The 26,967-nt window shown below is 70.2% G+C and carries 32 protein-coding genes; 15 read left to right on the top strand and 17 right to left on the bottom strand.

From position 1 onward, the window contains the following. Positions 1-31 precede the first annotated feature (31 nt). On the bottom strand, positions 32-763 hold the full coding sequence (locus P2P98_RS05695; protein WP_275798024.1) for a DUF2071 domain-containing protein: 732 nt from the start codon (positions 761-763) through the stop codon (positions 32-34). 47 nt (positions 764-810) lie between these two features. On the opposite strand from P2P98_RS05695, the gene P2P98_RS05690 reads away from it, so the two are divergent. Further along, positions 811-1,071 carry a DUF3253 domain-containing protein gene (locus P2P98_RS05690; RefSeq protein ID WP_275798022.1) on the top strand — a complete coding sequence of 87 codons (261 nt, stop codon included), beginning with the start codon at positions 811-813 and terminating at the stop codon, positions 1,069-1,071. Positions 1,072-1,253: 182 nt separating this feature from the next. Here P2P98_RS05690 and P2P98_RS05685 read toward each other — a convergent pair whose 3' ends face one another. From P2P98_RS05685 to purL, 4 genes are all read right to left on the bottom strand, one after another. Then, complete coding sequence (locus tag P2P98_RS05685; RefSeq protein WP_345799704.1) at positions 1,254-1,982, bottom strand: hypothetical protein; 729 nt, start codon at positions 1,980-1,982, stop codon at positions 1,254-1,256. Positions 1,983-2,016: 34 nt separating this feature from the next. Next, positions 2,017-2,943, bottom strand: a complete 927-nt coding sequence (locus P2P98_RS05680; RefSeq protein WP_275798018.1) for a hypothetical protein — start codon at positions 2,941-2,943, stop codon at positions 2,017-2,019. Between the two features lie 358 nt (positions 2,944-3,301). Next, complete coding sequence (locus P2P98_RS05675) at positions 3,302-3,436, bottom strand: hypothetical protein (protein WP_275044580.1); 135 nt, start codon at positions 3,434-3,436, stop codon at positions 3,302-3,304. 68 nt (positions 3,437-3,504) lie between these two features. Further along, complete coding sequence (gene purL, locus P2P98_RS05670; RefSeq protein ID WP_275798015.1) at positions 3,505-5,883, bottom strand: phosphoribosylformylglycinamidine synthase subunit PurL; 2,379 nt, start codon at positions 5,881-5,883, stop codon at positions 3,505-3,507. Between the two features lie 448 nt (positions 5,884-6,331). Here purL and P2P98_RS05665 point away from each other — a divergent pair, with 448 nt between their 5' ends. The 4 genes from P2P98_RS05665 (at position 6,332) to P2P98_RS05650 (ending at position 8,003) form a co-directional block, all read left to right on the top strand. Then, positions 6,332-6,601, top strand: coding sequence for a hypothetical protein (locus P2P98_RS05665; protein ID WP_275798014.1), 270 nt, complete (start codon positions 6,332-6,334; stop codon positions 6,599-6,601). 228 nt (positions 6,602-6,829) lie between these two features. Next, positions 6,830-7,210 (top strand): hypothetical protein, encoded by a 381-nt coding sequence (locus P2P98_RS05660; RefSeq protein WP_275798012.1) that lies wholly within the window; start codon positions 6,830-6,832, stop codon positions 7,208-7,210. 157 nt (positions 7,211-7,367) lie between these two features. Continuing rightward, positions 7,368-7,466 (top strand): FAD-dependent monooxygenase, encoded by a 99-nt coding sequence (locus P2P98_RS05655; protein WP_275798010.1) that lies wholly within the window; start codon positions 7,368-7,370, stop codon positions 7,464-7,466. 282 nt (positions 7,467-7,748) lie between these two features. Beyond that, positions 7,749-8,003, top strand: a complete 255-nt coding sequence (locus tag P2P98_RS05650) for a hypothetical protein (RefSeq protein WP_275798009.1) — start codon at positions 7,749-7,751, stop codon at positions 8,001-8,003. Between the two features lie 65 nt (positions 8,004-8,068). Here P2P98_RS05650 and P2P98_RS05645 read toward each other — a convergent pair whose 3' ends face one another. The 5 genes from P2P98_RS05645 to fdhD form a co-directional block, all read right to left on the bottom strand. Further along, complete coding sequence (locus tag P2P98_RS05645; protein ID WP_275798007.1) at positions 8,069-8,416, bottom strand: hypothetical protein; 348 nt, start codon at positions 8,414-8,416, stop codon at positions 8,069-8,071. Positions 8,417-8,622: 206 nt separating this feature from the next. Continuing rightward, complete coding sequence (locus tag P2P98_RS05640; protein ID WP_275798005.1) at positions 8,623-9,441, bottom strand: AAA family ATPase; 819 nt, start codon at positions 9,439-9,441, stop codon at positions 8,623-8,625. After that, on the bottom strand, positions 9,438-9,896 hold the full coding sequence (locus tag P2P98_RS05635; protein ID WP_275798003.1) for a hypothetical protein: 459 nt from the start codon (positions 9,894-9,896) through the stop codon (positions 9,438-9,440). The genes P2P98_RS05640 and P2P98_RS05635 overlap by 4 nt, the downstream gene beginning before the upstream one ends. Positions 9,897-10,095: 199 nt before the next feature. Next, entirely contained in the window at positions 10,096-12,420 is a 2,325-nt protein-coding gene (locus P2P98_RS05630; RefSeq protein ID WP_275798001.1) for an FdhF/YdeP family oxidoreductase, read from the bottom strand. Positions 12,421-12,480: 60 nt separating this feature from the next. Continuing rightward, positions 12,481-13,371 (bottom strand): formate dehydrogenase accessory sulfurtransferase FdhD, encoded by an 891-nt coding sequence (fdhD, locus tag P2P98_RS05625; RefSeq protein WP_275797999.1) that lies wholly within the window; start codon positions 13,369-13,371, stop codon positions 12,481-12,483. A 471-nt stretch (positions 13,372-13,842) separates the two neighbouring features. Here fdhD and P2P98_RS05620 point away from each other — a divergent pair, with 471 nt between their 5' ends. The 6 genes from P2P98_RS05620 to P2P98_RS05595 are packed head-to-tail and all read left to right on the top strand — an operon-like array spanning position 13,843 to position 16,993. Next, entirely contained in the window at positions 13,843-14,325 is a 483-nt protein-coding gene (locus P2P98_RS05620) for an Asp23/Gls24 family envelope stress response protein (RefSeq protein ID WP_275797997.1), read from the top strand. Then, positions 14,322-14,510 carry a DUF2273 domain-containing protein gene (locus P2P98_RS05615; protein ID WP_055832192.1) on the top strand — a complete coding sequence of 63 codons (189 nt, stop codon included), beginning with the start codon at positions 14,322-14,324 and terminating at the stop codon, positions 14,508-14,510. The genes P2P98_RS05620 and P2P98_RS05615 overlap by 4 nt, the downstream gene beginning before the upstream one ends. Further along, on the top strand, positions 14,507-14,899 hold the full coding sequence (locus tag P2P98_RS05610; protein WP_275797993.1) for a hypothetical protein: 393 nt from the start codon (positions 14,507-14,509) through the stop codon (positions 14,897-14,899). Before P2P98_RS05615 ends, P2P98_RS05610 begins: the two co-directional genes overlap by 4 nt. Next, entirely contained in the window at positions 14,899-15,477 is a 579-nt protein-coding gene (locus P2P98_RS05605; RefSeq protein ID WP_275797991.1) for a DUF6286 domain-containing protein, read from the top strand. The genes P2P98_RS05610 and P2P98_RS05605 overlap by 1 nt, the downstream gene beginning before the upstream one ends. Next, complete coding sequence (locus tag P2P98_RS05600) at positions 15,477-16,064, top strand: hypothetical protein (protein ID WP_275797989.1); 588 nt, start codon at positions 15,477-15,479, stop codon at positions 16,062-16,064. The genes P2P98_RS05605 and P2P98_RS05600 overlap by 1 nt, the downstream gene beginning before the upstream one ends. A gap of 17 nt (positions 16,065-16,081) precedes the next feature. Beyond that, positions 16,082-16,993, top strand: a complete 912-nt coding sequence (locus P2P98_RS05595) for an Asp23/Gls24 family envelope stress response protein (RefSeq protein WP_275797987.1) — start codon at positions 16,082-16,084, stop codon at positions 16,991-16,993. Positions 16,994-17,159: 166 nt separating this feature from the next. On the opposite strand, the gene P2P98_RS05590 is transcribed toward P2P98_RS05595, so the two are convergent. The 4 genes from P2P98_RS05590 to P2P98_RS05575 form a co-directional block, all read right to left on the bottom strand. Continuing rightward, a complete protein-coding gene (locus tag P2P98_RS05590; protein ID WP_275797985.1) occupies positions 17,160-18,521 on the bottom strand; it encodes an extracellular solute-binding protein in 1,362 nt (453 codons plus the stop codon). 30 nt (positions 18,522-18,551) lie between these two features. After that, positions 18,552-19,487: a carbohydrate ABC transporter permease gene (locus P2P98_RS05585; RefSeq protein WP_275797983.1), complete on the bottom strand. Its 936-nt coding sequence runs from the start codon at positions 19,485-19,487 to the stop codon at positions 18,552-18,554. Next, positions 19,487-20,440, bottom strand: a complete 954-nt coding sequence (locus P2P98_RS05580) for a sugar ABC transporter permease (protein WP_275797981.1) — start codon at positions 20,438-20,440, stop codon at positions 19,487-19,489. Before P2P98_RS05580 ends, P2P98_RS05585 begins: the two co-directional genes overlap by 1 nt. Before the next feature lie 261 nt (positions 20,441-20,701). Further along, positions 20,702-21,196: a DUF1990 domain-containing protein gene (locus P2P98_RS05575; protein WP_275797979.1), complete on the bottom strand. Its 495-nt coding sequence runs from the start codon at positions 21,194-21,196 to the stop codon at positions 20,702-20,704. Between the two features lie 466 nt (positions 21,197-21,662). On the opposite strand from P2P98_RS05575, the gene P2P98_RS05570 reads away from it, so the two are divergent. The 3 genes from P2P98_RS05570 to P2P98_RS05560 all read left to right on the top strand — a co-directional run bounded on the left by P2P98_RS05570 (position 21,663) and on the right by P2P98_RS05560 (position 24,362). Beyond that, positions 21,663-22,121, top strand: a complete 459-nt coding sequence (locus P2P98_RS05570; protein ID WP_275797977.1) for a GNAT family N-acetyltransferase — start codon at positions 21,663-21,665, stop codon at positions 22,119-22,121. A gap of 49 nt (positions 22,122-22,170) precedes the next feature. After that, a complete protein-coding gene (gene glp / locus P2P98_RS05565; RefSeq protein ID WP_275797975.1) occupies positions 22,171-23,358 on the top strand; it encodes a gephyrin-like molybdotransferase Glp in 1,188 nt (395 codons plus the stop codon). A 176-nt stretch (positions 23,359-23,534) separates the two neighbouring features. Continuing rightward, complete coding sequence (locus tag P2P98_RS05560) at positions 23,535-24,362, top strand: DUF6457 domain-containing protein (RefSeq protein WP_275797973.1); 828 nt, start codon at positions 23,535-23,537, stop codon at positions 24,360-24,362. A 4-nt stretch (positions 24,363-24,366) separates the two neighbouring features. On the opposite strand, the gene P2P98_RS05555 is transcribed toward P2P98_RS05560, so the two are convergent. From P2P98_RS05555 to P2P98_RS05545, 3 genes are all read right to left on the bottom strand, one after another. Beyond that, positions 24,367-24,762 (bottom strand): type II toxin-antitoxin system VapC family toxin, encoded by a 396-nt coding sequence (locus P2P98_RS05555; RefSeq protein WP_275797971.1) that lies wholly within the window; start codon positions 24,760-24,762, stop codon positions 24,367-24,369. Then, entirely contained in the window at positions 24,759-25,010 is a 252-nt protein-coding gene (locus P2P98_RS05550) for a type II toxin-antitoxin system prevent-host-death family antitoxin (protein WP_275797970.1), read from the bottom strand. Before P2P98_RS05550 ends, P2P98_RS05555 begins: the two co-directional genes overlap by 4 nt. Before the next feature lie 93 nt (positions 25,011-25,103). Further along, positions 25,104-26,282, bottom strand: a complete 1,179-nt coding sequence (locus tag P2P98_RS05545; protein WP_275797967.1) for a citrate synthase — start codon at positions 26,280-26,282, stop codon at positions 25,104-25,106. Positions 26,283-26,334: 52 nt separating this feature from the next. Between P2P98_RS05545 and P2P98_RS05540 the strand changes: the two genes are divergently transcribed. Continuing rightward, a partial coding sequence (locus tag P2P98_RS05540) for a citrate/2-methylcitrate synthase (RefSeq protein WP_275797965.1) occupies positions 26,335-26,967 on the top strand: 633 nt, incomplete at its 3' end.

Raw genomic sequence — 26,967 nt, 5'->3', positions numbered from 1 at the left:
CGTTGCGCGCCGCCCTCCGCGCCGCCGGAGGTCAGCGGATCGCGCGCGCGGCCGTGAACCTGGTGACGAAACCCGGGTGCCCGGCCGGCATCGCCAGCATCGAGTCGGGCGCGCGACCGGCGAGCTGAGGGAACCCGGCATCCGCGACGAGGTCATCGTCGAGCGCGTCGAGCCGGGCCTCGACGAGCGGCCACGGCTCGTGGGCGTTCGCGGCCCAGATCGTGCGGCCCAGGTGGCGCTCGTGGAAGCCCCATCGGGCGGTCAGGAAGCGCGACAGCGGAGTGTCGACGGTGTCGGTGCCCCGTGTCGCGCGCACGCGGGTTCCGGGATGCCGACCCCCGTGGCGCCGCGACCGGAACTCGATTCGCGCGCCGTCGGTGCGTACCCCCGCTCGCGCCCACCGATACGGCAGGCCGAACAGCGCGCGGGCGGCGAGGACCGGCGCGAGATGCTCGGCCTCGAGGGTGCGGAACACGACCCCGCGGCGTCCCTCGTCGTCGACGGCGTAGGTGCGGACGTTGATCTCAGTGAAGGTGCCGAGGAGGGGCACCGGCGGAAGCGGCAGGAAGCGGAACTCGCTCAGCACGAACGGCACGAGACCCACCCACGCGGAACCGTCGTGAACGTCGGGGCGGGTTCCGGCCGGCAGGAGCGGCGCGACCTCGGCCGGGTCGACCCGCCAGTGCACGAACACCGCGCGATTCCACCGCTGCGCGATGACCGCGCGGCCGGGCAGGTCGGGGGCGTGTCGTTCGGTGTCCACCGGCTCATTCTGGCCCCGGCGTCGCCGCGCGGAGGGAGACTGGACAGATGGCCCCCTCATCAGGTGCGGACCCTCGGCTCGTGGCATCCATTCGCGAACTGCTCGCGGCTCGGGATGCCGATAAGACGATCTGTCCGTCGGAGGCCGCCCGCGCGGTGGGCGGCGACGACTGGCGCGACCTCATGCAGCCCGCGCGGGACGCGGCGCACGAGCTGGTCGGTCTCGGCGAGGTCGAGGTGACGCAGAAGGGCGAGGTCGTCGACGTGATGACGGCACGGGGTCCGGTGCGGATCCGCCGGAAGCGCTGAGCTACGCGGCGGTTCCCGTGCGGCAGTGCGGGCGGGACTACCGCGGGGTCAGACCGCGGGCGCGGATGGAGCGGAATCGGATAGGTGAACCGGAATCGGATGCCGCCGGGCCGCGCGTCCGATTCTGGTGCGGTGCCCCGATTCCGGCGCGGTGAGGCGCGGCCGCGCGGCTCGGAGCGGGGTCAGACCGCGGGCTCGGGCGGCGTCCGCGGTGCGGGCTCAGCGCCGCGCGGCAGCTCGAGCGCGACCTTCTTCTCGAGCTCCTCGACCGCGTCGTCTGAGAGCCAGATCAGGCCGTCGAGCTCCTCGCGCACGCGCTTGTACGCGAGCTGGCGCTCGTTCGGCGTCGCGGCTTGGTCGGTCGCGACCGTGAGCAACTGCTTCGCGGTGTCGAGGCGCTTGCGCTCATCGGGCGAGAAGGCAGCGTCCTTCACCCGACGGGCATCGCGTTCGACCACCTCGAACGCGACCTCGTAGTCGGTGACGGCGTCGCGGTACTCCTTGAGCCGCTCGGGGGAGAGTGTCTCGCCGTCGCGGGGTCGGAGGTTGTCGGCCACCTTCTTCGCGCGCAAGAACGCGGCGGTCAGCGGCTGGCGGCCGTCGCTCATCGCGGGGTAGGTGATGAGCTTCTCGGCGTCGAGTTCGTACTCGAGCCAGCGGTGCGTCACGGCGTCCTGGGCTGCGCTGACGCGCTGCTGATCTTCGGTGCCGACGGGCGCTGCCGCGAGGGGAGCCGCGGGGGCACCACCCTGCGCGCGGATCAGCTCGATCTGCTCCCTGTGCCGACGGCGGGCCTGCACCTCACGGCGCTTGTTCACGCCGTTGACCGCCCCCATCGTCATCCCGAAGAGCGGAAACACGAGCCACCAGTAGCTGCCCGCGAAGGTCCAGAAGTCGTGCACCCCCGTCATGCTACGCCGGTCCGCGATGACGACCTCGCCGGGATCACTCGGGGTCGGCGCTCTTCCGGCCGCGCTTCGTGTTCCGTTCGTTCCAGCTGCGCGCGGCGGCGCGCCCCATGGACTCCATCGACCGGGCGAGGGCGCGCTGGGCGGACTCGGCGAGATCGGATGCCATGCGACCCCACGCCTCGGACCCGTCGAACGTCGGAGGCGGGGTCTTGTCACCGTGGCGGGCGATGCGCTCCGCGTGGTCGAACGCGTTCACCGTGCGGCGGACCGCGTCGCGGTACGCGAGGAAGTCCGCGGGTTCGAGGCGCGTCTGTGCCGATGCGGGGCGAAGCCACTGCGCCTTCTCGTGTGCCCGGAGGAACTCGGCGAGCAGAGGCGACCGAGAATCCGACATCCCCGGGAAGTCGATCGCGAGCGCCGGATCGGTCTCGTAGGCCATCCAGCGCGCCAGAACGGCGTCGTGTTCAGCGAGCAGACGGTCGACCGGCAGGGGCGCGCTCCCGCCACGGATGGCCGGGAGCATCGCCTGCGCGGCCTTGACCGCGGCTCGTCGCGCCCGCAGATCGGCCGTCGCGGCGCGCAGAGAGTGCTGGGCCGCGACGAGGCGCGCTCGCGCCGCCGACACGGCTTCGGAAGAGCCTCGGGATGCCGCCCGCTCCGCCTGTGCGCGAACCACCTCGGCATCGGCGATCTTGACCTCGGCTCGCCCGCGGGTGATGGCCTGCCGTGCGGTGAGGAGGTCGAGCTGCGCCGCGTCGAGTTCGAGTCGACGGGCCGCGTTCTTGCTCATCGGGCGGGACGCCCAGGCGCGAGCCGCGCGGTCCCCCGTGGTGGTGGCGCCGGAGGGAAGAGCGCGCTGCTGACGGGAGCGGCGCACGCCGATCCAGCCGAGTGTGCCGGCACCGGCCGCGGCGGGCCCGATCCACCACCACTCGGCCAACAAGACCATCAGCGGCTCCACGCTCCCATGCTACGTCGGGCATCCGACGCGTCGCTTGCCGTCGGGCCGGATTCCGCAGGGGCTGGGGCTGGGGCTGGGGCGGGGGCCGGGGCTGGGGCTGGGGCTGGGGCTGGGACCGGGGCCGGGGCCGGGGCCGGGGCCGGGGCCGGGGCGGGGGCCGGGAGACGCGGACCCCGTGGATCCGTGGTCGCAGATTCGGATCAGTGCAGCGGATTCGGATGAGATCGGAGTTTTCGTCCGGATCTGCTGCCTCGGTCCGATTCTGCGCGGGCGGTCGTGCGCGCGCGGGCAGCGCGGGAGTCACGCGCGCGGAAGCAGCGCGCACCGGAGCCGCGCGCGCCGGGCGTCCCGCCTCGCGTCAGCCGAAGATCAGCGTCAGCACCGTCGCGCCGCCGCCCGTGAGGACGAGGGCTGCGATCACGACCCACGCGGTCACCTTCACGCGGCGCTGTCGTTTCTCATCGAACACGGACATGTCGTCGTCGTTCGTCACCGCGTCTCCTCTCGGTGTGGGCGGGCGGTTTGGGGCGGGCGAGTGGTTCGGGTCCGGCGGGCCGAGCCTCAGGCCACCGGCTCGGCGACCGTCGGACCGAAGACCGCGGGGAGCGTCTCGGTCGACAGGCGACGCAGCTCCGCGACGGGCACCGTGAAGACATCCTGGATCTCGAGGGATGCCTCGGTGCCGGGCTCGACGTCGGTCACGCCGATGCGGAGCACCGGGTAGCCGCGGCCATCGCAGAGTCCGCGGAACTTCACGTCCTCCTCGCGGGGGACGCTCACCAGCACGCGCCCGGTGGACTCGCTGAACAGTGCGGCCGTGGCATCCACTCCGTCACGCTCCATGAGCTCGGTGAGCCAGACGCGCGCGCCGACACCGAAGCGCATGACGCCCTCGGCGAGGGCCTGGGCGAGACCACCCGACGACAGGTCGTGAGCGCTTGAGACGAGTGACTGCGACCCCGCGGCCTGGAGCAGCTCGGCGAGCTTGCGCTCCTGCGCGAGGTCGACCTTCGGCGGGCGACCGCCGAGGTGGTCGTGGATGGTGCCCGCCCACTGCGAGCCGTCGAGCTCGTCGGCGGTGACGCCGAGCAGGTAGAGGTTCTCGCCGGCATCCTGCCATCCGCTCGGGATGCGGGCTGCGACGTCGTCGATGATGCCGAGCACACCGACCACCGGGGTCGGGTGGATCGGCTGGTCGCCGGTCTGGTTGTAGAACGAGACGTTGCCGCCCGTGACCGGGATGCCGAGCTCGAGGCATCCATCGCTCAGACCCTCGACGGCCTGGCTGAACTGCCACATGACCTCGGGGTTCTCGGGGCTGCCGAAGTTCAGGCAGTCGGTCACCGCGGTCGGCACGGCACCCGTGACGGCGACGTTGCGGTACGCCTCGGCCAGAGCCAGCTTCGCACCGTTGTAGGGGTCGAGCTGGTTGTAGCGGCCGTTGCAGTCGGTCGCGATCGCGAAGCCGAGACCCGTCTCCTCGTCGACGCGGATCATGCCGGCGTCGTCGGGGAAGCTCAGCGCGGTGTTGCCGAGCACGTAGTAGTCGTACTGGTTCGTGATCCACGAGGTGTCGGCGAGGTTGGGGCTCGCCACCAGCGTCGTGAACTGCTCGCGGAGGGTCTCGGCATCCGACGCCCGGGGAAGTGTCGCGGCGGTGTCGTCGTTCAGCGCGTCGATCCACGTCGGGTAGGCGACGGGACGCTCATAGACGGGGCCGTCGACGGCGACCGTCGAGGGGTCGACGTCGACGATGCGCTCGCCGTACCAGTCGATGACGAGGCGGCCGTCGCCGGTGACCTCGCCGAGGACGCTCGTCTCGACGTCCCACTTGCCGACGACGGCGAGGAACGCATCGAGCTTCTCGGGCGCGACGATCGCCATCATGCGCTCCTGCGACTCCGACATCAGGATCTCTTCGGGAGTCAGCGAGGGGTCGCGCAGGAGGACCTTCGACAGTTCGACCTTCATGCCGCTGTCACCGTTGGCGGCGAGCTCGCTCGTCGCACACGAGATGCCCGCGGCCCCGAGGTCTTGGATGGCCTCGACGAGGTCGTCGCGGTACAGCTCGAGGCAGCACTCGATCAACACCTTCTCGGCGAACGGGTCGCCCACCTGCACCGCGGGACGCTTGGTGGGGCCGCCGTCGGCGAAGGTGTCGGATGCCAAGATGCTCGCGCCACCGATGCCGTCGCCGCCCGTGCGGGCACCGAACAGCACGACTTTGTTTCCCACACCGGTGGCGTTGGCGAGCTTGATGTCTTCGTGGCGCATGACGCCCACAGCGAGGGCGTTGACGAGCGGGTTGCCCTGGTAGACGGCGTCGAACACCGTCTCGCCGCCGATGTTCGGCAGGCCCAGGCAGTTGCCGTAGAACGAGATGCCGCTGGTGACGCCGTGCACGACGCGCGGGGTGTCGGGGTGGTCGATCGCGCCGAAGCGCAGCTGGTCCATGACCGCGACCGGGCGCGCGCCCATCGAGATGATGTCGCGCACGATGCCGCCGACGCCGGTGGCCGCGCCCTGGAAGGGCTCGATGTAGCTCGGGTGGTTGTGCGACTCGACCTTGAAGGTGACCGCCCAGCCGTCGCCCACGTCGACGACGCCGGCGTTCTGCCCCATGCCGACCATGAGCCGGGTCTTCATCTCGTCGCTGACCTTCTGGCCGAACTGACGGAGGTAGATCTTGCTCGACTTGTAGGAGCAGTGCTCGCTCCACATGACCGAGTACATCGCCAGCTCACCGCTGGTGGGGCGGCGGCCCAGGATCTCGCGGATCTTCGCGTACTCGTCGCTCTTGAGGCCCAGGGCGCCGTACGGCTGATCCTTCTCGGGCGTCGCGATGGCGTTCTCGACGGTGTCAGCAAGAGCTGTGCGGGCGGCGGGGTTCGGGGTGGTCACGCGGCTGAGCTCCAAGAATCGCAGGGGCCGGACGGGCATCAGTCTAGTTGGGGCCGCCGATCCTGAGCCGCCGACGTGGACAGGTCGCGGCCTCGGCCCCGCTGGGGAGGAGCAGTGGGGTGTGGCATCCGTTCTGCGGGTCCGGGTGCGGCCGCCGGCGCGGGCCGCCGTCGGTGCCCGCGCCGTCGTGCGGAGTTCGGCGGCCACACGCCGGTTCCGGATGCCGCGGGGCGGCGTGTCTGGGGAAAAGTCCGCGTGACGGTGCGTGGGCAGCTGCCGTTCCGTCGCGACCCGCGGGCTCCGCCGGACCGCGCGGCGGCGGCGAAACGTGCGCGAGACATACCGGCGGTAGCGTGCGGCGCATGTACGACGACTTCGGACGCTGATCTGGCCCCGGCCTCGCGCGACCGCCGACCGGCGCTCGCCTCTTCAGCGTTCCCGCCGACCTTCGGACGGTCGGGTGGGATGACCGAACAGGACTACTGCCATGTCTTCATCCGATTTCGCCAACGTCGTCGGCCTCGCCGGCGTCACGCTCGTCGTCGTCAGCTACTTCCTGCTGCAGATCGGCAAACTGCGCGTCGAACAACTGAGGTACTCGCTCGTCAACGCGATTGCCTCGATCCTCGTGCTGATCTCGCTCGCTGCCCACTGGAACCTCTCCTCGGCCATCATCGAGGGCTTCTGGCTTCTGATCAGCCTGTACGGCTGCGTGAAGTGGCTCCGCGGGCGTCGAAAGGCCGTGTCGACGTCGTGACGGCGCCGGGAACCGGTCGTCGTGCGTTGCGATGGCCGGTTCTCGGCATCCTGCCTTTCCCGTCCGCACCGTCGTGCGGAGTTCGGCGGCGACGCGCCGGTTCCGGATGCCGCGGGGCGGCGTGTCAGGGGAGAACTCCGCGCGACGGCACGTCGGGGGCCTCGGCCCCGGGTTGTGCCCGGAAGGGGAAGGCGACAGGCTGAGCGGCACCGGACCGAAAGGCGTGCCATGGCCATCCTCAATTTCCAGCTCGTCGTCTCGGGCGACCTCGCCGCGGCGCAGGACGCCACGCGGTCGGCCCTCGAGGCAGCGGACTTCACCGTGACCGACAAGGGGGACCACTGGAAGGCCGCGCACGGCAGCATCGCCCGGACGATGTTCCAGGGATTCATCACGAGTGAGGACTCGCTCCGCGAGGTGCTCGATGTGAAGTTCACCGACCTCGGCGGCACGGTCCAGGTCGACCTGCACCGCCCGATCTTCCAGCCGGGCGGCCGCAACGACGACGGTCTCGTCCAGGTGAGGCTCTACGACGCCTATAAAGAGGCGGTCGGCAAGGTCGCCGCCGACCTCGAGGGCCGCGGCATCCTGGTCAGCAGCAAGATCTGAGGCGGGCGGCCGCGACGTTCCGTCAGGCGGAGTCCGGGCGCGACGCGCCGGTTCAGGATGCCGCGGCACGGCGCGGCGGCGATGAACTCCGCGTGACGGTCCGGGGCGTCATGCCCAGGGCCACCGCGCAGAACCACCGCGTGGGAAGGAGGGCGACATGACATCGACGTGCGCCATCGTCGGCGGCGGACCCGCGGGGCTGGTGCTCGGACTTCTGCTCGCGCGGAGTGGCATCCGGGTCACGGTTCAAGCGTGATTCCGGCGTTCGTCATCGGGGTCGGCCCGCGGCCGGAACGGGCGCCGAGCTGGGCGCGGCCCGAGAGCGACTGAGCGGGGCCACGTGGGGGATGGCGGGCGTCTGGGGCCGAGGGGCCCGCGGGGGCGATCCGGGCGGAACGCGCGCGGTGCCGGTTCCCGAGATGCGCTGGATCCGGAGACACACGCCAGATCCGGACGGAATCGTGAGTTCGATCCGGATCTGCGTTCGTGATCCGGATCCGGCGCGCACGGCCTGGGCGGGTGCCGCTACCATCGCGCCATGACCTCTCCCGTGGCGCCGGTGCGGACGAGCACTCTCGCGGTGATCGGCTTCATCGCGGCGTTCATCGTGCCGATCGCCGGTCTCGTGATCGGCATCGTCGCGCGGAATCAGCTCGCGCGGCCGGACAACGTCGAAGCGGGCGTCGGGTTCGCGCGGTGGGCCATGATCATCGGGGCGCTCGGAACAGCGGCAAATGTCGTGTTCATCGTCATCTGGGCATCGTTCATGACCCGCGCGTTGTCGTCGTTCTGATACCCGAGCAGCGCGATCGCCGAAGGATTGACTGTGCCGCTCACTGGGTGGGCGAACGAGGAGCTTCAGTCGTCTTCCTCGTCATCCGAACTGGCGACCTGTTCGATGCGGACCTGGAACTCGGGGATCTCGCGCACGGTTTGGGTGAGAGAGATCACCTCGCCCGCCCACTCGATCGGCGGAGTGGGGGACGAACCCAATTCCGCACGAGCAGCTTTCACATCGACATTGTCGCTCCATTGCCAGGCGAGAAGCGGGGTCAACCCGTGCTCGGAGACCTCAGAGCAGAAGAGATCGATGGCTTCGGTGACCTCCGGTGCCGTGGAATCGATCCACGACGAACCTATGGTCACAGTCGTGGCTCCGCGTTCGATCGCCAACGCGTGAGCTGCCCAATCGATACGCAGCGTCACTTGGATCCAGCACTTGGACTCCGCATCCATCCCGCGAAGGAGGAAGTGCGAGACCCAGCGACGCGTGACCAGTTTCGTCGCGTGGTCGAGTGATCGTGGGCTCGCTGATATCGCTCGGCGCAAAGCGACTCGAACCTGGTGCACCAAGAGCGACAGTCGAGCGTGGGATGACGAGTTCGAGGAGGATCGCGAGTGGGAGCCGGTCATCACAGGGCCTCCTTGCTGTCTCGTCGACTCGAAGCGAGCACCTCGGCGCTGCGAAGAATCGATTCGACCGTCGGCGGTGGAACGATCGGATCGTGTCCATCTCGGATGAGCGCGAGGAGTTCCGTGAGGGAGCGCTTTGCTATCGCATCCGACAACGACGTGTTCTGCGCGAAGGCGACGGCATCCGCGAAGAAGGAAACGGGCTGCGTGGGGTGGTTCGTGACGAGCACCTCGGCGAGGCCTTCGAGCCCTGCCGGGAGGATGTCCGCCACGACGAACGTTCTCTCCGCGACAGTCGGTTCCCAGCGGAAGAGGTCGGAGCGACCCGTGCGCATGACGGGCGCGTGGAGAAGCGAGAAGTCGTTGCCGGTGAGGATGATGGGGACCCGGCGGGTGTCAAAACCCTCCACGATGGTCGGAGAGTCCGACAGGTTCATGAGGGCGTTGTTGACCATCTGTCGGTTCATCGTGTACTGGACGTTGGCGCCCCAGCTCCCGAGCGCGGTGTCGATGTCGTGGATGACCAGGGCGGCACCGAGTGCTCCGCCCCTGAGCGCTTCGCCCGCCTCTCGGTACGTGTCCCGAATGAGTTGAGCGGGGTACCCGGCATTCGGGCTCTCAAGTTGGTCCCCCGCGATCGAGAAGACTTTCACCCCAGAGTCGCCGGCGACCGCGTCGACCGCGAAGGTCTTGCCGCTTCCCGGCTCGCCCTCGATGCAGAGGATGAGTGGGATGTGTCGCAGCGCGGCGGCGGCGAGGTTGCGGAAAAGATGCAGCTCGATCCGCTCACGCAGGCGGTGTGGCACCGGGGACGTCATCGCGCATCCGCCTCTCGGCGCTTCCGTACGCGTTCCGCCAGCAACTCGAGAGAGTTCTTCGAAGGTGATGAAGAAATGGCGCGTGCCATCCACGTCACTTCGTCGTGGCCACCGTTCGCGGGCGACCCGGTCGCGGACAGGGCGGGTCCGGGAGGCGGTGCGATCGGAGGCATGTCGGGAATTTCAATCGGCGTGCCGTCTCGGATGATGATGGGGCCTTGAAGGGACGGGGAGATCCTCAGACCCGCTATGCCTTCCACCAATCGGGTGACCGCGTCGATCACCGCGTTCGGATCCGGCGACCCATGTGAAGCAGTGAGGCGCTCGATCTCGAGTTCCAGCTTGCGGATGCGGAGTTTGCGTTCCTTGCCGTCGAGCCAGTGCCGGAGAATGTCTCGCGCGATGCCGATCGGGGTTGTCAGCAGGCCGGATGGGGTGCCCGTCGGTTCGATCATGGTCGCCATTCTGGCGATGGAGAACGTTCGTGTAGTCGTTGCTGGCTGTGGTCCACCCTGTGATGCCACGACCTTCACCCTCTCGCCTTGAACTGCGGGGTGAGACTGCGGGGTGTTGACGCGGCCCGCATCGACGATGTCTCCGTCCGCCCCTTGCTGTTGTCGACAGCGGGGATGACGGCCGGATGAGCTCAGACCCTCAACTCGCGGTCTTCGCGATGCGGACCCGGATGTCTTTCATCAGCGGCTGGTCGCTCTGGCGGCTGTAGTCGTCGGGGCCGAGCAGCACGTTGAGCTCGGGGAAGTACCCGGCGGCGCTGCCGCGCGGGGTGTCGTACTCGAGCGCGCGGAAGCCCGTGACGCTGCGCACCGAGCCGTCGCGCGAGGTCGCGACGATGTCGACGAGGTCGCCCTCGGCGATGCCGCGGTCCTTCATGTCTCGGCGGTGCATGAACACCAGCTCGCGGATGTTGCGGACGCCCCGGTACCGGTCGTCGGCCGAGTAGATCGTGGTGTTCCACTGGTCGTGGGAGCGCATGGTCTGCAGCACCAGCACGTCGGCCTCTTCGGGGATGACGTTCGGCAGCTCGGCATCCGAGAACTCCGCCTTGCCCGACGGCGTCCGGAAGTCGCGCTCGCGGGCCGGCTGCGGGATGCGGAAGCCGTACTGCTGGCGCACGAGCTCGTTGAAGCCCTCGAACCCGGGCAGCACCTTCGCCATGGTGTCGCGGATACGGTCGTAGTCGCCCACGTACCACTCCCACGGCGTCGCCGAGTGGGGCATGGTGGCGCGAGCGATGCGCGCGATGATCTCGGGCTCGCTCAGCAGGTGCGGAGACGCGGGCTTGCGGGAGCCGAGCGAGAGCATGACGGAGCTCATGGCATCCTCGGTCGAGATCGACTGGGGGCCTGCCTCTTGCACGTCACGCTCGGTGCGGCCGAGGCACGGGAGGATGAGGGCCTGCTTGCCGTGGGTGAGGTGGCTGCGGTTGAGCTTGGTGCTCACGTGGACGGTCAGCTCGCAGCGGCCCATGCCCTCGGCGGTGAGCTTCGTGTCGGGAGCAGCCCGGACGAAGTTGCCGCCCATGCCGACGAACACCTTCAGATCGCCCCGGTGCAGCGCAGCCACCGTGTGCACGGTGTCGAGGCCGGGCTCTCGCGGCGAGGTGATGCCGCACACCTCGTCGAGCTTCGCGAGCCACTGCTCGGTGGGCTTGTGGTTGATGCCGCACGTGCGGTTGCCCTGCACGTTGCTGTGGCCGCGCACCGGCGAGGGTCCGGTGCCCTTTCGTCCCACGTTGCCGCGCAGCAGAAGCAGGTTGACGATCTCGCGCACGGTGTCGACGCCGTGCTGGTGCTGGCTCACACCCAGGCACCAGCTGATGACCGTCCGGTCGGCGCTGAGATAGACGTCGGCCGCCCCGCGGATCTCGGCTTCGGTGAGCCCCGCCTGTTCGACGAGCTGGTCCCACGGGGTCGCTTCGACCAGAGCGCGGTACTCATCGAGCCCGGTCGTGTACTGATCGAGGAAGGCCTGGTCGAGGGCGCTCGGGTCGGTCTCGGACGCCTCGAACACGACCTTCGCCATGCCGCGCACGAGAGCGAGGTCGCCGCCCGGGCGAACCTGCAGGTTCATCGTGCTGGTCGGCGTGCTGTGGAACGTCGCCATGTCGACGATCTCGTGCGGCACGATCGTGCGCGTGCCGGCGACCTCGCGCAGCGTGTTGACGTGCACCACCTGTGCGCCGCGGTCGATCGCCTCGGCAAGGCTCGTGAGCATGCGCGGAGCGTTGGAAGCCGCGTTCACACCGAGCACGAAGAGGGCGTCGCAGGTCTCCCAGTCTTCGAGGTCGGCGGTGCCCTTGGGGGTGGCGAGGGATGCCGTGAGCCCGCGCCCCGAGCCCTCGTGGCACATGTTCGAGCAGTCGGGGAGGTTGTTCGTGCCGAGCTCGCGCGCGAACAGCTGGTAGAGGAACGACGCTTCGTTGCTGAGTCGCCCCGAGGTGTAGAACGCCGCCTGGTCGGGGGAGTCGAGAGCGGTGATCTGCTCGGCGATGAGGCGGAAGGCGTCGTTCCACGAGATCGGCACGTAGTGGTCGCTGGCGGCGTCGTAGACCATCGGACCGACGAGGCGACCGGCGTCTTCGAGAGCGAAATCGGTCCACTGCGACAGCTCTGTCACCGAGTGCTCGGCGAAGAACTCCTTGCCGACGCGCTTGTGCGTCATCTCCCAGGTGACGTGCTTGATGCCGTTCTCGCAGATGTCGAGCGCGACACCCTTGTCGTCGGGCCACGCGCACCCGGGGCAGTCGAAGCCGCTCTTCGGGTGGTTCATCGTGAACATCGCCCTGGTGCCCGCGATCGGCTGGCGCTGCTCGAGCAGCACCTTGCCGACGGTGAGCGCGGCGCCCCACCCGGCGGCGGGGTGCTCGTACTCGCCGGTGCTCGACCAGTCGCCCGTCACGGCCGGTCCGAGGCCGCCCTGGCGGGGCTTCTCGGTCATCAGGCCGAACGATTCACCCATGCTCACCCTCCGTGGATTTCGGTGCCGGGCCGGTGGCATCCACCCGTCCCGCGCTCTTCGTCAGCGTACGCTCGACGGCTCTGCGGCAGAGGGGGTTGTGGGCGCGTCGGTGGAGGGAACCGCGATCCGGTCGGCGCGGGAGTACAGGTTCATGCTGCCCCCGCGCACGAAGGCGGCGAGGGTGAGCCCCGCGCGCTCGGCCAGCTCGATCGCGAGCGACGACGGCGCCGACACCGCCGACAGCATCGGGATGCCGGCCATCACGGCCTTCTGTACGAGCTCGAAGCTCACGCGCCCCGACACCTGCAGCACGGTGCCCCGCAGGGGGAGTCGGTCGTTGAGCAGCGCCCACCCGACGACCTTGTCGACCGCGTTGTGCCGACCGACGTCTTCGCGGACGACGAGCATCTCGCCCGTCTCGATGTCGAAAAGAGCAGCGCCGTGCAGCCCGCCGGTCTTGTCGAACACCTTCTGCCCCGCGCGGAGGCGGTCGGGGAAGGCCGCGACATCCCGTGCCTCCACGCGCACCTCGTCGGTCGAGACGTCGTACGTCGACACCTTCTCCACCGCCTCGATCGACGCCGTTCCGCACACACCGCACGAGCTCGTCGTATAGAACGAGCGGGCGATATCGGGCGAGGGGAGCGCGACCCCGGGGGCGAGGGTGAGGTCGAGCACGTTGTAGGTGTTGCCGTCCGCGCCGCCCGTGCCGGGTCCGCCGCAGTGGATCGCGCGGGCGAACTGGTCGCCGCGGCTGATCACCCCCTCCGACACCAGGAAGCCGGCCGCCAGTTCGATGTCGTGTCCGGGGGTGCGCATGGTCACGGCGAGCGGTGAGCCCGCGACGCGGATCTCGAGTGGTTCCTCGACGGCGATGGCATCCGGTCTCTGTCGATTCACCCCGTCGAGGGTGATGCGCGTCACGCGACGCGAGGCGGTCAGGCGACCCACGTCAGGGCTGCCGCGCGGGAGAGGGGGACATGCGTCGAGCGTACGCCCGGGGTCTCATCGCACGGGTCGCCGGAGCGTCGATGCGGTCCATCTGCATGATCGGTGGGGCGCGTGTGAACGTCTCGGGCAGGTGAGAGAGGGCGTCGCATACGGGTCATGCAACCGGGCCGAAGCGCGGCGCGGGAGTGGCGATGCGGTCCATCTGCATGATCGGTGGGGCGCGTGTGAACGGCTCGGGCAGGCGAGAGAGGGCGTCGCACACGGGTCATCCAACCGCGCCGAAGCGCGGCGCGTGGGAGCGCGCACACCGGCGAGATGACGAGGATTTCAGGCTTTCGCATTCATGCGAATACAGAATCCCGAACTTTTTTCAATCCCCGCGTGACGTTTCCCGCACCCGGTACGTCTTATCCACGTAGGCCAAATCGCTTACCCCGGCCCCGCCGGGCATCACACGTGAAAGGCACCGACATGGCTACCGAGGCCCCCACCACCCCCGCCGCGCAGAACGTCCCCCAGGCGGCGTCGCGCGTCAACCGCCCCCTCAACGCCCGCGGCTCGGATACCCTCACCGAGGGCAAGACGACGATCGCCGACGGCGTCGTCGCCAAGGTCGCCGGCATCGCCGCGCGTGAGGTCGCCGGCGTGTACGCCCTGGGTGGCGGCGGAGCACGTGCCCTCGGCGCCATCCGCGACGCGATCAACGCCACCGACCTGACGCAGGGCGTCAAGGTCGAGGTCGGCGAGACGCAGGCCGCCGCCGACATCACGATCGTCGTCGAGTACGGCGCCCCGATCCAGGAGGTCGCCGACCAGGTCCGTGGTCGCGTGGCCGGTGCCATCAACCGTCTCGTCGGTCTCGAGGTCGTCGAGGTCAACGTCGACGTGAACGACGTCCACATCCCCGGCGACGACAACAACGACGACGACAGCAACGAAAAGCGCGTCCAGTGAGCGCCACCACGAAGGGCGCGCTCGTCGGGCTCGTCCTCGCTCTCAGCGCCCTGATCTTCGGCTTCTGGGGATTCATCCTCGTCGCCCTGTTCATGGCCATCGGAATCGTCGTCGCGCGCATCACCGCCGGCGAGATCGATTTCGGCAACATCGTCAACGCCTTCAAGGGTCGGAGCACATCGTGACCACCGTCACCGCTTCCCCCGGGGTCGGCAGCCGCACCACGGTTGCCGGCCCCGGCCTCCCCGCGGGCCGCGTGAGCGTCGCCGACCGTGTCCTGCAGAAGACGGCGGAGCGCGCCGCAGCCGAGATCATCGGGGTGGATGCCACGAACGTCCGCGTCGAGATCGTCTCGGCCCGCGACACCGCCGTGGTGCGCGTCACCACGCCGTTCCCCGTGCCGCGCCTCGACGACACCGCCGCGGTCGGCGCGGCCACGCCCGTCCTCGAGGCGGCGCGCACCGCGCAGACCGCCCTGCGGTCTCGTCTGACACACCTCTTCGGACGCGACGTCTCGCGGGTCGACCTGACCATCTCGGGCGCCAGCGTCCCCCAGCGAAAGCGAGTGCTGTGATGACCGATACCGTGCTCCGCACCGTCGTGCGTCGCGAGACGCACTCCCCGCGCACTGTGGCAATGCTCGTCGTGGTCGTCCTCGCGCTGCTCGCGCTGGCGTACGCCGCGGTCGAGATCGTCCTCGCCCTCCTCGGGCAGCCGCCGCTGCTCGTCAGCCCCGGCGCTGCTCTGAACGCGGTCGTCGCGGCACCGACCGCCCTCCTGCCGGTCGCCTTCATCGTCGGCGGCATCGTTCTCGCCCTCGTCGGGCTCTTCGTGCTCGTGCTCGCCCTCAAGCCCGGACGCCTGTCGCGTCACGAGATGGCATGGGGAGAGCGGGCCGTCGTCGTCGACAACGGCGTCGTGGCCTCCGCTCTCGCGCAGCACCTCAGCAACGAATCCGGTATCGCTCGTGACGACATCGTCGTGGGCGTCGCCCACCGCACCGTCGACGTCACCGTGCGCCCGCCCGTCGGCATCCCTGTCGATGAGGCGCAGATGCGCCGGATCGTCGAAGACGAGATCGCGACCTACAAGCTCTCGCCCGCCGTGCGCACCCACGTGCGCGTGCAGCGCCCCGACACCAAGGAGTCCTGATGAACGCCACGCGCCGCGGTCTCAACCGCTTCGTCCTCTTCCTCGTCGGAGTCGTCCTGCTGGCGGCCGGTGCCCTCGCGCTCGCCGTGGCGCTGCTCCCCGGCGGTGCCGACACCTGGACAACCGTCATGGGCGGGTTCCAGGGCTGGCTCGAATCGCTCGGTCGCGAGTCCGCCGGGTGGGGAGCCGTCGCCGCCTTCGTCGTGCTGGCGCTCGTGCTCATCGTCATCGCCTCCGCCGCCGTCCGCGGCCGTCGTCAGGCCCCCCTGCAGTCGACGGGGAGCGACAGTGCCGAGGGACGCATCACCGTCACCGACGGGTTCGCCGCCGAGGCGCTCAAGAACGCACTCGCCGAGCGTGACGAGATCCTCTCCTCACGCATCAGCGCCGGCGAGATCCAGCGCGAGTCGGTGCTGCACGTCGCGGTCACTCCGCGACAGAACACGTCGCCGCGTCAGGTGGCCGAGCACATCGACACGCTCGTGACCAACCTCGCCGCCCTCACCGGGCAGAACCTGCGCGCCTACATCTCCATCCACTCGGGTCTGCGCGCCAAGCTCGCGCGCGACAGCACCCGCGTGCACTGATCCCACGAGGAGACGTCATGACCAGCATCGACACACCCACCCTCGACGCGGCGGCCGAGCTCGCGTCCACGGCCGCCGGGGCCGTCGACGGCGTGCATGCCCTCGGCAGCCTGATCGGAAGAGCCTCGGATGCCGTGCGCGAACGCGTCGGCCTCGCGAGCACGGTTCCCGGAGTCAAGATCGACACCGACCGCGCTGACTCGGTCACGGCGACCATCTCGCTCGTCGTGGACTACCCCCACAAGCTGCGCGAGGTCTCGGGTGCGGTGCGCTCGGCCGTGCGGACGGCTCTCGAGCCGCTCGGGCGCGGTCGGGTCGACGTCGATGTCATCGTGACCGGTGTCTTCGGCCCGTTCGACCGTGACGTCGTCGTCGAGGCGGAGGAGAAGGCGGATGCCGTCGCCGCCCGCGCGCGGGAGACGGCCGCCACCGTGCGGGAGCGGACGGATGCCGCCGTGACCCGGGCCTCCGAGGTGGTCGACGACGCGAGAGCCCGCGCCTCGGCGGCGACCGACAGCGCGGTGGCCGCGTCCAAGGACATCGCTGCCAGCGCCGCCGAGACCGTCGACGCCGCGGTGGCCAAGACCAAGGATGTCGCGGCCGGTGCCGCCGCTGCCGTGGACGAAACGGTGAAGGCCGCCCGGGAGCGGGTGGCGGTCGACGACGCGCGGGCAGAGGGTGTCGAGCCTGATCACGCCGTCGTGGACGCGCGCGCCGCCGCTGCCCCGTCCGCCGCCTCTGCGAAGCCCGCGGGAGCCCCCGTCGAGCCCGCGACCGACCGCGCCGATGTGAGCGACCTCGTCGCCGAGGCCCTGGAAGACGCCGCGATCGACATCGCGATCGCCGCCGACGAGGTTCGGGGCGACGACAGGACGTCGGCGACGGACGAGGTCCAGTCGGTCGTGGAGGACGAGAAGCCGCGACCCTGAGGTTCTGAGGCGGGTCGCGGCCATCCACCGCCTCGATGCAGGCTCGCGGGCACCCGTGCGAAACTCCTGAGAATCGCGAGCCCCGATCCCTCTCGGGAGCAGACTTCCGGTTCGTCCCGCCGCTCGCCGAGCGGAAGTCAGGAGTTTCGCACGGGTGCTCTCGGCGTCAGCCCGCCGTCGCGTTGTCGTACGCCCGCTGCGCGGCCTGCTGCGCGTCGGCCAGGGCCTGCTCGGTCGTCTTGTCGCCGAGGAGGGCGGCGGTGATGGCGTTGTTCAGCTCGTTCTGAATGTCCTGCCCGGCGGGCGAGGATCCGAACGAGCGGCCAGAGGCGACCACGTCGTAGTACGTCGAGATGACCTGGTCGAAGCCGGCATCGCCGGTCGGCGTGACGTACTGCGAGCGGATCATCTCGTCGGCCTCGGGGGAGCCGGTGAACAGGCCCGTGTTGAGTCCGCCCTTGCTTTCGATGGTCTCCGCGCGGGCCGCCCCGGCCGCCATCCAGGCGTCGGTCGAGGTGAGGTCGGTCATCCACTGGCAGGCGGCGGCGGGGTTCTTCGCCCCGGCGGGAATGACGAACGCGGTGCCGGACGCGACCGAGAACGGTTGGCCGTCGGCATCCCGGAACGGAACGGCCTGCAACGAGATCTGGTCGCGGTAAGCGCTGAGGACGTTCGGGTACCACTGGTTCGCGACCTGCGCGCCGACCTTGTTCGTCACGAACTGGTTCGCGTCGCCGAAGGTGTCGAACGCATCGGTGAAGCTCTTCACCGCGGCGTAGCCGCCCTGAGCGTCGGTGATGCGCTTCAGGGCGTCGATGCCGGCCGCGTTCGCCGGATCGTCCAGCGTCGGCTTGCCCTCGGCATCCGTGAGCTGTCCGCCCATGCCCAGCACCCAGAGGCCGCCCTGGCCGGTCGCGACCGGGTCGAAGCCGAGTCGCGTCGGTGTGCTCCCCGAGCCCTGGTACATCTTCTCGACGGCGGCGAGCAGGCCGTCCATGTTCGAGGTGTCGAATTCCTCGGGCCTCACGGCCGCTTCGTTCAGCACGTTCATGTTCAGCAGGATCGCGGGCGGCTGGTAGAACTGCGACACCGCGTAGACGGCATCCTGATACGTGACGTCGTCGACGACGTTCTGGTACCAGCGGTCGGTGGGGACGACGCCCTTCGCCTCGAAACATGCGTCGAGCGGCATGAGGAGTCCTTGAGCGGCATACGTCGTGACGTACCGGCGGTCCATCTGTACGACGTCGGGGACGTTGCCGCCGGCGATGCGCGTCGTGAACTTCTGGGCGTCGAAGGCCGTGGCATCCAGGGTCACCTCGACATCACCGAGCTTCTCGGCCGCGTAATCGAGACGCGACTGACCGACGTCGTCGGCATTCTCGAAGCCCCACGCGGCGAGGGTGCCTGACGGTGTGGAGGAGAAGTCGACATCGGCCGGCGGGTCGTTGACCGTGGTGCTGCACGAGGCGAGCAGAAGAGCGGATGCCGCGAACGCGGCGACACCGGCGAGGGAACGCTTTCGCATGAGGGGGTCCTTTCCGGACAGGGGGGATGGTCAGCCTTTGCGGCCCTGGGTGGCGACGCCCTCGATGAAGTACCGCTGGCCGAAGGCGAAGAGGATGAGCATCGGGAGGGTCACGAGGAGCGAGGCGACCATCACGTACTGGTAGTCGCCCTGACCGCCGGCGCTCGGGCTGTACTTCGTCATCGCGTAGGCGATGCCGAGCGGGGCGGTGAAGTCCTCGACGCTGCCGGCGTTGAGGTAGATGAGTGCCGCCTGCAGGTTGTTCCAGCTGGCCTGGAACTCGAAGAGGAACACGATCACGAACGAGGGGATCGACAGGGGCATCGCGATCCGCCAGAACAGTCCCCAGGCACTGCAGCCGTCGAGGCGCGCGGCCTCGAACAGCTCGCGGGGAACGCCGAGGAAGAATTGCCGCTGCAGGAAGATGTAGAAGGCGCTACCGAACAGGTTCATGCCCCACAGCGGTACCCACGTGCCGAGCAGTCCGGTCTCTTTCCAGATGAGGTAGATCGGGATCATCGTGACCGCGCCCGGCAGCATCATCGTCGCGAGCACGAGGCCGAACAGGAACCCGCGGCCGGGGAAGCGGAAGTACGCGAACCCGAAGGCGACGATCGAGCTCATGATCGCGACAGTGGTCGCGGCGAGGAGCGCGATCGCGACGCTGTTGAACATCCAGTTGAGCAGCGGCAGCTGGTTCCAGACCTCGGCGTAATTGCCCGGCAGGAAAGTCTTCGGGATGAGGGCGTTGTCGAACACCTCCCCGCGCGGCTTGAGGCTGGCCGCGAGCAGCCACGCGAAGGGGTAGAGGAACAGCAGCGCGAACAGCACCAGCACCGCCGCGAGGACCACCCGGCCGCCAAGGGTCTTCGGTTGGCTGAGCGCGCGGCGCCAGCGCCTGCGCGGAGGGACGACCAGCTCGGGACGCGCCTGCGCCACCCCGGGCGTCTGCAGGGTGGTGGCCATCAGCGGTCCCCCTCGTAGTAGACGAAGCGGTTGCCGAGCCGCACCTGCACGAGCGTGATCAGCAGGATGATGACGAACAGCAGCCACGCCATCGCCGCCGCGAAGCCGAAGTTGAACTGCCGGAACGCCTGCTGGAAGAGGTAGATCGCGTAGAAGAGGGATGCCTCGGGGGAGGCGTTGCTCTGGTCGCGCCAGAACAGCAGGTAGGCCTGGTCGAACACCTGGAACGCCGCGATCGTCAGCACGATGACGTTGAAGAACATCGCCCCCGAGATCATCGGCAGCGTGATCGAGAAGAAGCGGCGGATGGGACCCGCGCCGTCGATCTGCGCGACCTCGTACAGATCGACGGGCACGTTCTTGATCGCCGCGAGGAAGATCACCATCGTGCCGCTGACCGTCCAGAGCGCCATGATCACGATGCTCGGCTTCACCCACGCCGGGTCGACCAGCCACTGCGGACCCTGGATGCCGACGGCCCCGAGCGCCTGGTTGATCGCACCGGAGTTGCCGTTGAGGAGGAGGAAGAACACCGCGGCGGTGGCCACGGCCGGAGTCATCTTGGGCAGGTAGTAGAGCGTGCGGAAGATCCCGGCGCCCCGCCCGACTCGGCTCAGCAGCAGAGCGAGGAACAGCGCGAAGGCGATCTCGAGCGGGACGGCCATGACGGCATAGAAGAGCGTGTTGCCGAGGGAGACGGCGACCCGCGGGTCCTCGAACAACTGCGCGTAGTTGGTCGCCCCGACCGGTCGGGCGGCGCCGGTGGCGAGGTTGTAGCTCGAGAACGAGATGACGAGGCTGTAGATCATCGCCCCGGCCGTGAAGATCAGGAACCCGAGGATCCACGGCGAGATGAAGAGGTACCCCGCGATCGCTTCGCGGCGGTTGTACTTGACCTTGTGGCGGCGGGGCTTCTTCGAGTCGTCGGTGGTCGGGGCGGTAGAGAGGGTCACCGGTGCGCCCGGTCGGGGGCCGTGGCGTCGTCGTTCATGGGTGTCTCCTCTCGCCTGCGCCCACGACATCGAGAAGCGCTTCGCCAGGGTCGAGAAGTGCCGAGAAGAGGTCCAGGGCGTTGCCAAAGCGGTCCGGGAGTGGGATAAGCGCTTCTGCGCGCGGGCGAAACTCCTGAGATTTTTCGGGCGAGGTCGGATGCCGCGCCCTCCGGTGCGGGAACCGCGGCCGGGCGGGCCCCAATCTCAGGAGTTTCGCCCGCGTCAGCGCTCGTCGAGCGCGCCGAGGTACCGCTGCGTCATCCACGCCTGCACGGCTCGACCGAGCGGGGCGGCGACCCGGGTGAACCAGCGACCCGGCTTCGAGAACGCGGCGATCTCGAACACCACGTCGCCCGAGGGCAGCAGTGCGAGCGTGAAGCGTTCCTCTCCGCGTTCGGGGTGCCCGGGCAGCGTGCCGTACGCGAAGCCCGCGGTCGTCGCGGTGCGCTCGGCCCACACGATGAGGCACGGGATCCGGAAGCTCAGGATGCCGAGCCCCAGGCGCATCGTCACACGGTCGCCCTCGCGCAGCGGCGTGTGCGGCATCTCGACCCGCGCCCCGGCCCGGCGCTGGGCTTCGCCCGCGAGGAGGGCGTCGGCGGCTCGAGCCAACACCTCGGGGCCGCGACCGATGACGCGGCGGGCGCGGACGTGGTGGTATCCGGGCGGCATCTCTCCGGCGGTCGCGCCGACCTCGGCATAGGTCAGGTCGTCCATGGGGCCACGGTAGCCGTGCGGCGGTGAGGTGCGCCGGGGTTGCGGGGCGGGGATTGCGGCGTTGTGGGTGCAAGTGCGGCGCGGGGCCGGGGTCGGCGCGGGGTCGGGGTCGGCGCGGGGCGGGGGCGCGTCGCGGGTTCGGCGGTGGCGGGGGGAGGAGATCTGGCGGAGGGAGGACGTGGGATCGGTCCCGGGTCCTCCGCTCGCCCCATTTCCTCCGCTGAGCACCCGGGCTGGGTCGGCGGTGGGTGGGCGCCGTGCCGCCGGCGGTGGTGAGGGGAGGAGATCTGGGGGAGGGAGGACGTGGGATCGGTCCCGGGTCCTCCGCTCGCCAGATTCCCTCCGCTCGGCATCGTGGTGGGGATAGGCGGTGGGAGCCACGGTTCGCGGCGCGGCCCAGATTCCGCACGCACCAGAGGCCCCCGCGGGCGCCGCCGATGTCGGAGCGGGCTGCGAGGATGGCGGCATGATCGAGTTTCGCGAAGCGCGACCCGCCGACATCGACGCGATGGTCGAGGTGCAGAATGCGATCCATCGCGCGGGCCTCCGGCCGTCGCCGGTCGACGCCGCCCTCGTCGAGGAGCGCTACTTCGACGCCGAGCACACGATCTCGTGCACCGTCGCCGACCGCGACGGCGTCGTGGTGGGCTTTCAATCGCTCAAGCGGGCGTGGCCGGGCAACCCCTACGGGGTCGAGACGGGCTGGGGCATCATCGGAACGCACATCCATCCCGAGGTCGGCCGCAGCGGCATCGGACGCAGCCTGTTCGCGCGATCGCTGGCCGCCGCCGAAGCCGCGGGCCTACGCCACATCGACGCCACGATCGGGGCTGACAATGCTCCCGGGCTCGCCTATTACATGGCGATGGGGTTCGCGCCCTATCGCGACGGCGACGGCGTGATCCCGCATCGCTTCGACCTCTGACCCGCGCCTACGCTGAGTCCATGCCCCTCGCTCGCCTCGGATCGATCGCGTGATCGACGTCACCGAACACCTCGCGGCGATCCTCTCGGCCGTGCGACCCCTCGAGCCCGAGCCGCGTGGTGTGGCGGATGCGCGCGGCCGGGTGCTGCGGCATCCTGTTCTCGCCGGGGTCGACGTCCCCGGATTCGACAGCTCCGCGATGGACGGCTTCGCGGTGCGCGAGATCACCGGCCCGGCCACGCTGCGGGTGATCGCCGACCTCCCGGCGGGCACGCAGGACGATCCGAGGATGGATGCCGGCGAAGCCGCGCGCATCATGACGGGCGCGCCCGTGCCGACCGACGCCACCGCGGTCGTCCCGTTCGAAGACACCGAACGCGGGCTCGCCGGCGGACTCGGGGACGTCACGGTCCTCGCCGCTCCGCGCGGCCCCGGAGCGCATATCCGCCGCCGCGGCTCGGATGTCCGAGAGGGCGACCTTGTCGTCGCGGAGGGTGTGCGACTGACCGCCGCTCGGCTCGGCGCGATCGCCGCAGCGGGTGTCGGGACGGTCTCGGTGTCGCGCGCGCCGCGCGTGGCCGTGGTCTCGACCGGCTCCGAGCTGCGGCCCGCCGGTGAACCGCTGCGCCGCGGGCAGATCCCGGAGTCGAACAGCGTGCTCCTCGCCGGTCTCGCGGAAGAGGCCGGGGCCGAAATCGTGCTGCGCACGAGCGTCGACGACGAGGGCGACGGGCCGCGTGAGGCCATCGCCGCCGCCGAAGCTGCGGGCGCCGACGTCGTCGTCTTCTCCGGCGGGGTCAGCGCGGGCGCTTACGAGGTCGTGAAGAACACGCTCGGCGACCTGATGCGCTTCGACCGCGTGCGGATGCAGCCGGGGAAACCCCAGGGCTTCGGGAGCACGCCCTCGGGCACCCTGTTGTTCGGTCTGCCCGGGAACCCCGTGAGCGCCGCGGTGTCGTTCGAGCTGTTCGTGCGACCGGCGCTGCGCGCCCTCGAGGGTGATGCCGACCTCGGCCGCGAGACGCTGCGCGTCGCGCTCGCCGCGGATCGTCGCGCCCGACCGGAGCGCGTGCAGTACGTGCCGGTGCGCCTCGACCGCTCCGACCCCGCCCGGTGGACGGCTCTGCCGACGGCGCACGGAACCCGCGGCCTCGGCGAGGCCGAGGGTCTCGCGATCATCCCGCCGAGCGACCGCGACCTCGTGGCCGGCGACGTGGTGACGGTGACCCGGTGGTGACGGGCCCTGGGGTGACGGGCCCTGAGGTGACGGCCCCTGGGGCGACGGGCCCTGCGGTGACGGGCCCTGCGGTGACGGACCCTGCGGTGACGGACCCTGCGGTGACGGCCCCTGCGGTGACGGCCCCTGCGGTGACGGGCCCTGCGGAGACGGACCCTGCGCGGGCGGACCCGGTGGTGAGCGTCGACGCGATCCTGCTGGCCGGGGGCCGCGCATCGCGCGTGGACGGCGCCGCCAAGCCGCTCTTCGAGGTCGACGGCCGGACGCTGCTGCGCGCGGGATACGACGCGGTCCACGCGGGCGGCGCGAGCACCGTCGTGGTCGTCGGCCCAAGACTCGACGATGATCTCGCCGTCACGTGGACGCGCGAAGACCCGCCCTTCGGCGGACCGGTCGCCGCGATCGTGGCTGCTCTCCCGCTCGTCGACGCCGCTGACGTGTTCGTGCTCGCCTGCGACCTGCCGACCGCGATCCCGGCCGTCGCCGCGCTGCCCGACCCGCTCCCGGCGGGCGTCGACGGGGCGTGTCTCGACGACGGTCGGCGCCAGTGGCTCATCGGCCGCTACCGGACCGCGGCGCTGCGGGCGGCGGCATCCGTTCTCCCCGATCGAGGACGGGATGCTTCGATGCGCGCGCTGCTCGGCGGGCTCCGCATCGAGCCGGTCGCCGTCGACCCCGCCCTGACGCGCGACATCGACACGTGGGACGATCTTCGAGCAGCCCGAGGAGGAGCCATGACCGAATCCCGTACCCTGCCGCCCGAGGCGCTGAACGACTGGAGCGCCGCTCTCGCGGAGCGCTTCGGCCTGAGCGAGGGCGACATCCCCATCTCGCTGGTCCTCGACCTCGCGCGCGAGGTCGCGAACGGCGTGGCTCGCCCGGCTGCTCCGCTGAGTGCGTTCGTCGCGGGGCTCGTCGCCGGTCGCGCCGGTGGGTCGCCCGCCGATACCGAGGCTGCTGTGGCCGCTGTGGTCGAGATGGCGCGCGGCTGGGAGAACCGGTGAGCCGCTAGCCTCGGCCGATCACGTCGACCGCCAGGCCACCGGATGCCGCCTGCAGCCGCGCGTCGTTCGTCCAGAACGCCGTGCAGCCCGACTGCCGAGCGATCCCGAGATGGAGGGCATCCGCCGTCGAGAGACCGGGGTGACGGGCGCGAAGCAACGCCGCATCGAGGTAGGCGTCCGGCTCCGCGAGTAACAACTCGAAGGCATCGAAAGCGCTCCACATGCGCAGTTGCGCTTCGGCGTCGCCGTCCCTCATCGGCTTGACGAGAGACTCGAGCACCGCAAGAGGACTCGTCGCGACCGTCACCTCCGCGGTGGCGAGCGCGCTGCGCGCCCGATCACCGATGTGGTCGTCGCGCTCCACGGCGTAGATGACCAGACAGCTGTCGACGTAGATCACGACCCCGCGGCCCGGTTCTCGGCGATGATCGCCTCGATCTCGTCGGCAGGACGAGCCCGCTCGGGCGTGAGCGGGTGCTCCTGAAGCCATGTCGCGAAGGCGTTTCGCGGACGCTGCGGCGCGGCATCGACCGGCACGAGTCGCGCGACCGGAACCCCGCGGCGAGCGATCGTCACCTCGATCCCTGATTCGACGTCGGCGATCAGCTTCGACAGACTGTTCCGCGCTTCGAGGACGTTGTACATCATGCTGGCAACCTAGCCAGGCAGATGGCGAGGTCGAGGCGGGGAGGGGCGACTTTCACCTCTCCGATCGAGTGAATTCGTCCGAACCGGCGCGCCTCAACGCCCTACGTACTCGCCCCGCGGGCGCAACCGCATCGCCTGCTCGCCGTACTCGGCCCGGATGTGCGCGATCCAGCCCGCGAGGCGCCCCACGACGAAGATCGTGCTCGCCGCGTCGTCGGGAAGGCGGGCTCCGGATGCCAACGCCGCCAGCGCCAGATCCACGTTCGGCCGCGAGCGTGTGCGGTCGGTGACGACGTCGCTGAGGCGGCGCACGGCATCCATCGTCGCCTCTCCGTCGGGAAGGCGCTCGACGAACGAGAACAGGGCGTCGGCCCGATCGTCGATCTCGGGATAGAGGGGGTGGCCGAAGCCCGGGATGCCGTTGCCGTCCTGCAGCGCCTCGGTCAGCGCCCGCTCGGGTTCGAGGCCCCGCCGCACGCGCGCGAAGAGGCGCGCGGTCCGTGCTGACGCTGAGATGTGCAGCGGCGAGTCCGCGGCGCCGAGCGCCGCGCTCACCGCGGCGTACCCGTCGGCACGCGCCGACGCGGCGACGCGCGCGGCGAAGGTGGACACGGCGAGGTCGTGGTCGATCAGGAGGATCAGCGCCGCATTCACGGCGGCGACGGTCGCCTCGTCGGCCCCCGGACGCCACGCGCTCACGAGCGACCGCGCGATATCGCCGTGCGGGTCGCCGCCGAGGGCGACCGGCAGACCTGTCAGAAGCGTCCAGCCGATACGGTGCAGCGTGGCCGCCGAGGCATCGTGGCGCAGGGGATCGTCGGCGGCGAAGCCGGTGAGGGCCGCGCGAAGACGGTCCATGGCGCCCGCGTGAGGGGGAAGGGCCGCGACCATCTCGCGCGCGCTGCCGATCGCGGGATCGGGGGCGTCCACCCGCTCGGCGTCCCACAGCCACTCCACGATCTCGGCGAACGGACGGTCGGTGAGATCGCGGGCCCGGCGTCCGCGGTACAGCAGCTCGCCGTCCTCGATGTCGGCGATGTCGGTGTGCACGACGGCGAGCGGCATCCCGGTGGTCGGGTGGTCGACCGCGGGCGCGGTGCGACGGCGCGCCCCGGCGAACGCTTCGACCTCGAGCGCGTCGAATGTCGACCCGTGCGCGTCGCGCTCGCGGCGGAGCAGACCCCGTGACACGTACGCGTAGACGGTCTGCGGCTTGACGCCGAGGCGGGCGGCCACCTGGGCGGCCGTGAGCCGGGGAAGGAGGGATGCCATATTGATCCGATCAACGTTGACGCTGTCCGCGTCATGTTCGCACACTGAGCGCATGAGCGACCTGATCGATGTGCCCCGCGGACTCAACGGCGTCGTCGCCGCCGAGACCGCCATCAGTGACGTCAACGGCGAAGCCGGGTACTACCAGTACCGCGGTCACTCGGCCGTCGAGCTCGCCCGCGAGCGATCGTTCGAAGACGTCTGGCATCTGCTCGTCGTGGGCGATCTCCCCGATGCCGCCGCATCCGTCGCCTTCGCCGAACGAATCGCCGCCTCCCGCACGGATCCCCGGATGCCGGAACTCCTCGCCGCGGTGGCGAACCACACCGACCAGCCTCTCGCGCGCCTGCGCGCGGTCTGGACGCTCGCGGCATCCGTCCGTCGCTCGGCCGCCCTCTACGACCTCGGCGAGAAGGACCGGCTCGGCGAGGCGATCGCCTACGCGGCGATGGCACCGGTCGCTCTCGCGGGCGGAGGCTCGGCGAGCGGGGGAGGCGTGGTCGCCGACTACCTCGAACGGGTCACCGGCGTCGCGCCCGACGCCGCGCACGTGCGCGCGCTGTCGGCGTACCTCATCGCGGCGATGGACCACGGCTTCAACGCCTCGACGTTCACGGCCCGGGTCATCGCGTCGACCGGGGCAGACATGGCATCCTGCCTCACCGGTGCCGTCGGCGCGCTGTCG

It is taken from the genome of Microbacterium sp. Kw_RZR3, assembly GCF_029222405.1.
Lineage (GTDB): Bacteria > Actinomycetota > Actinomycetes > Actinomycetales > Microbacteriaceae > Microbacterium.
The sequence above is the reverse complement of the archived record's forward strand: the minus strand, read 5'-3'. Positions and strand labels throughout refer to the sequence as shown.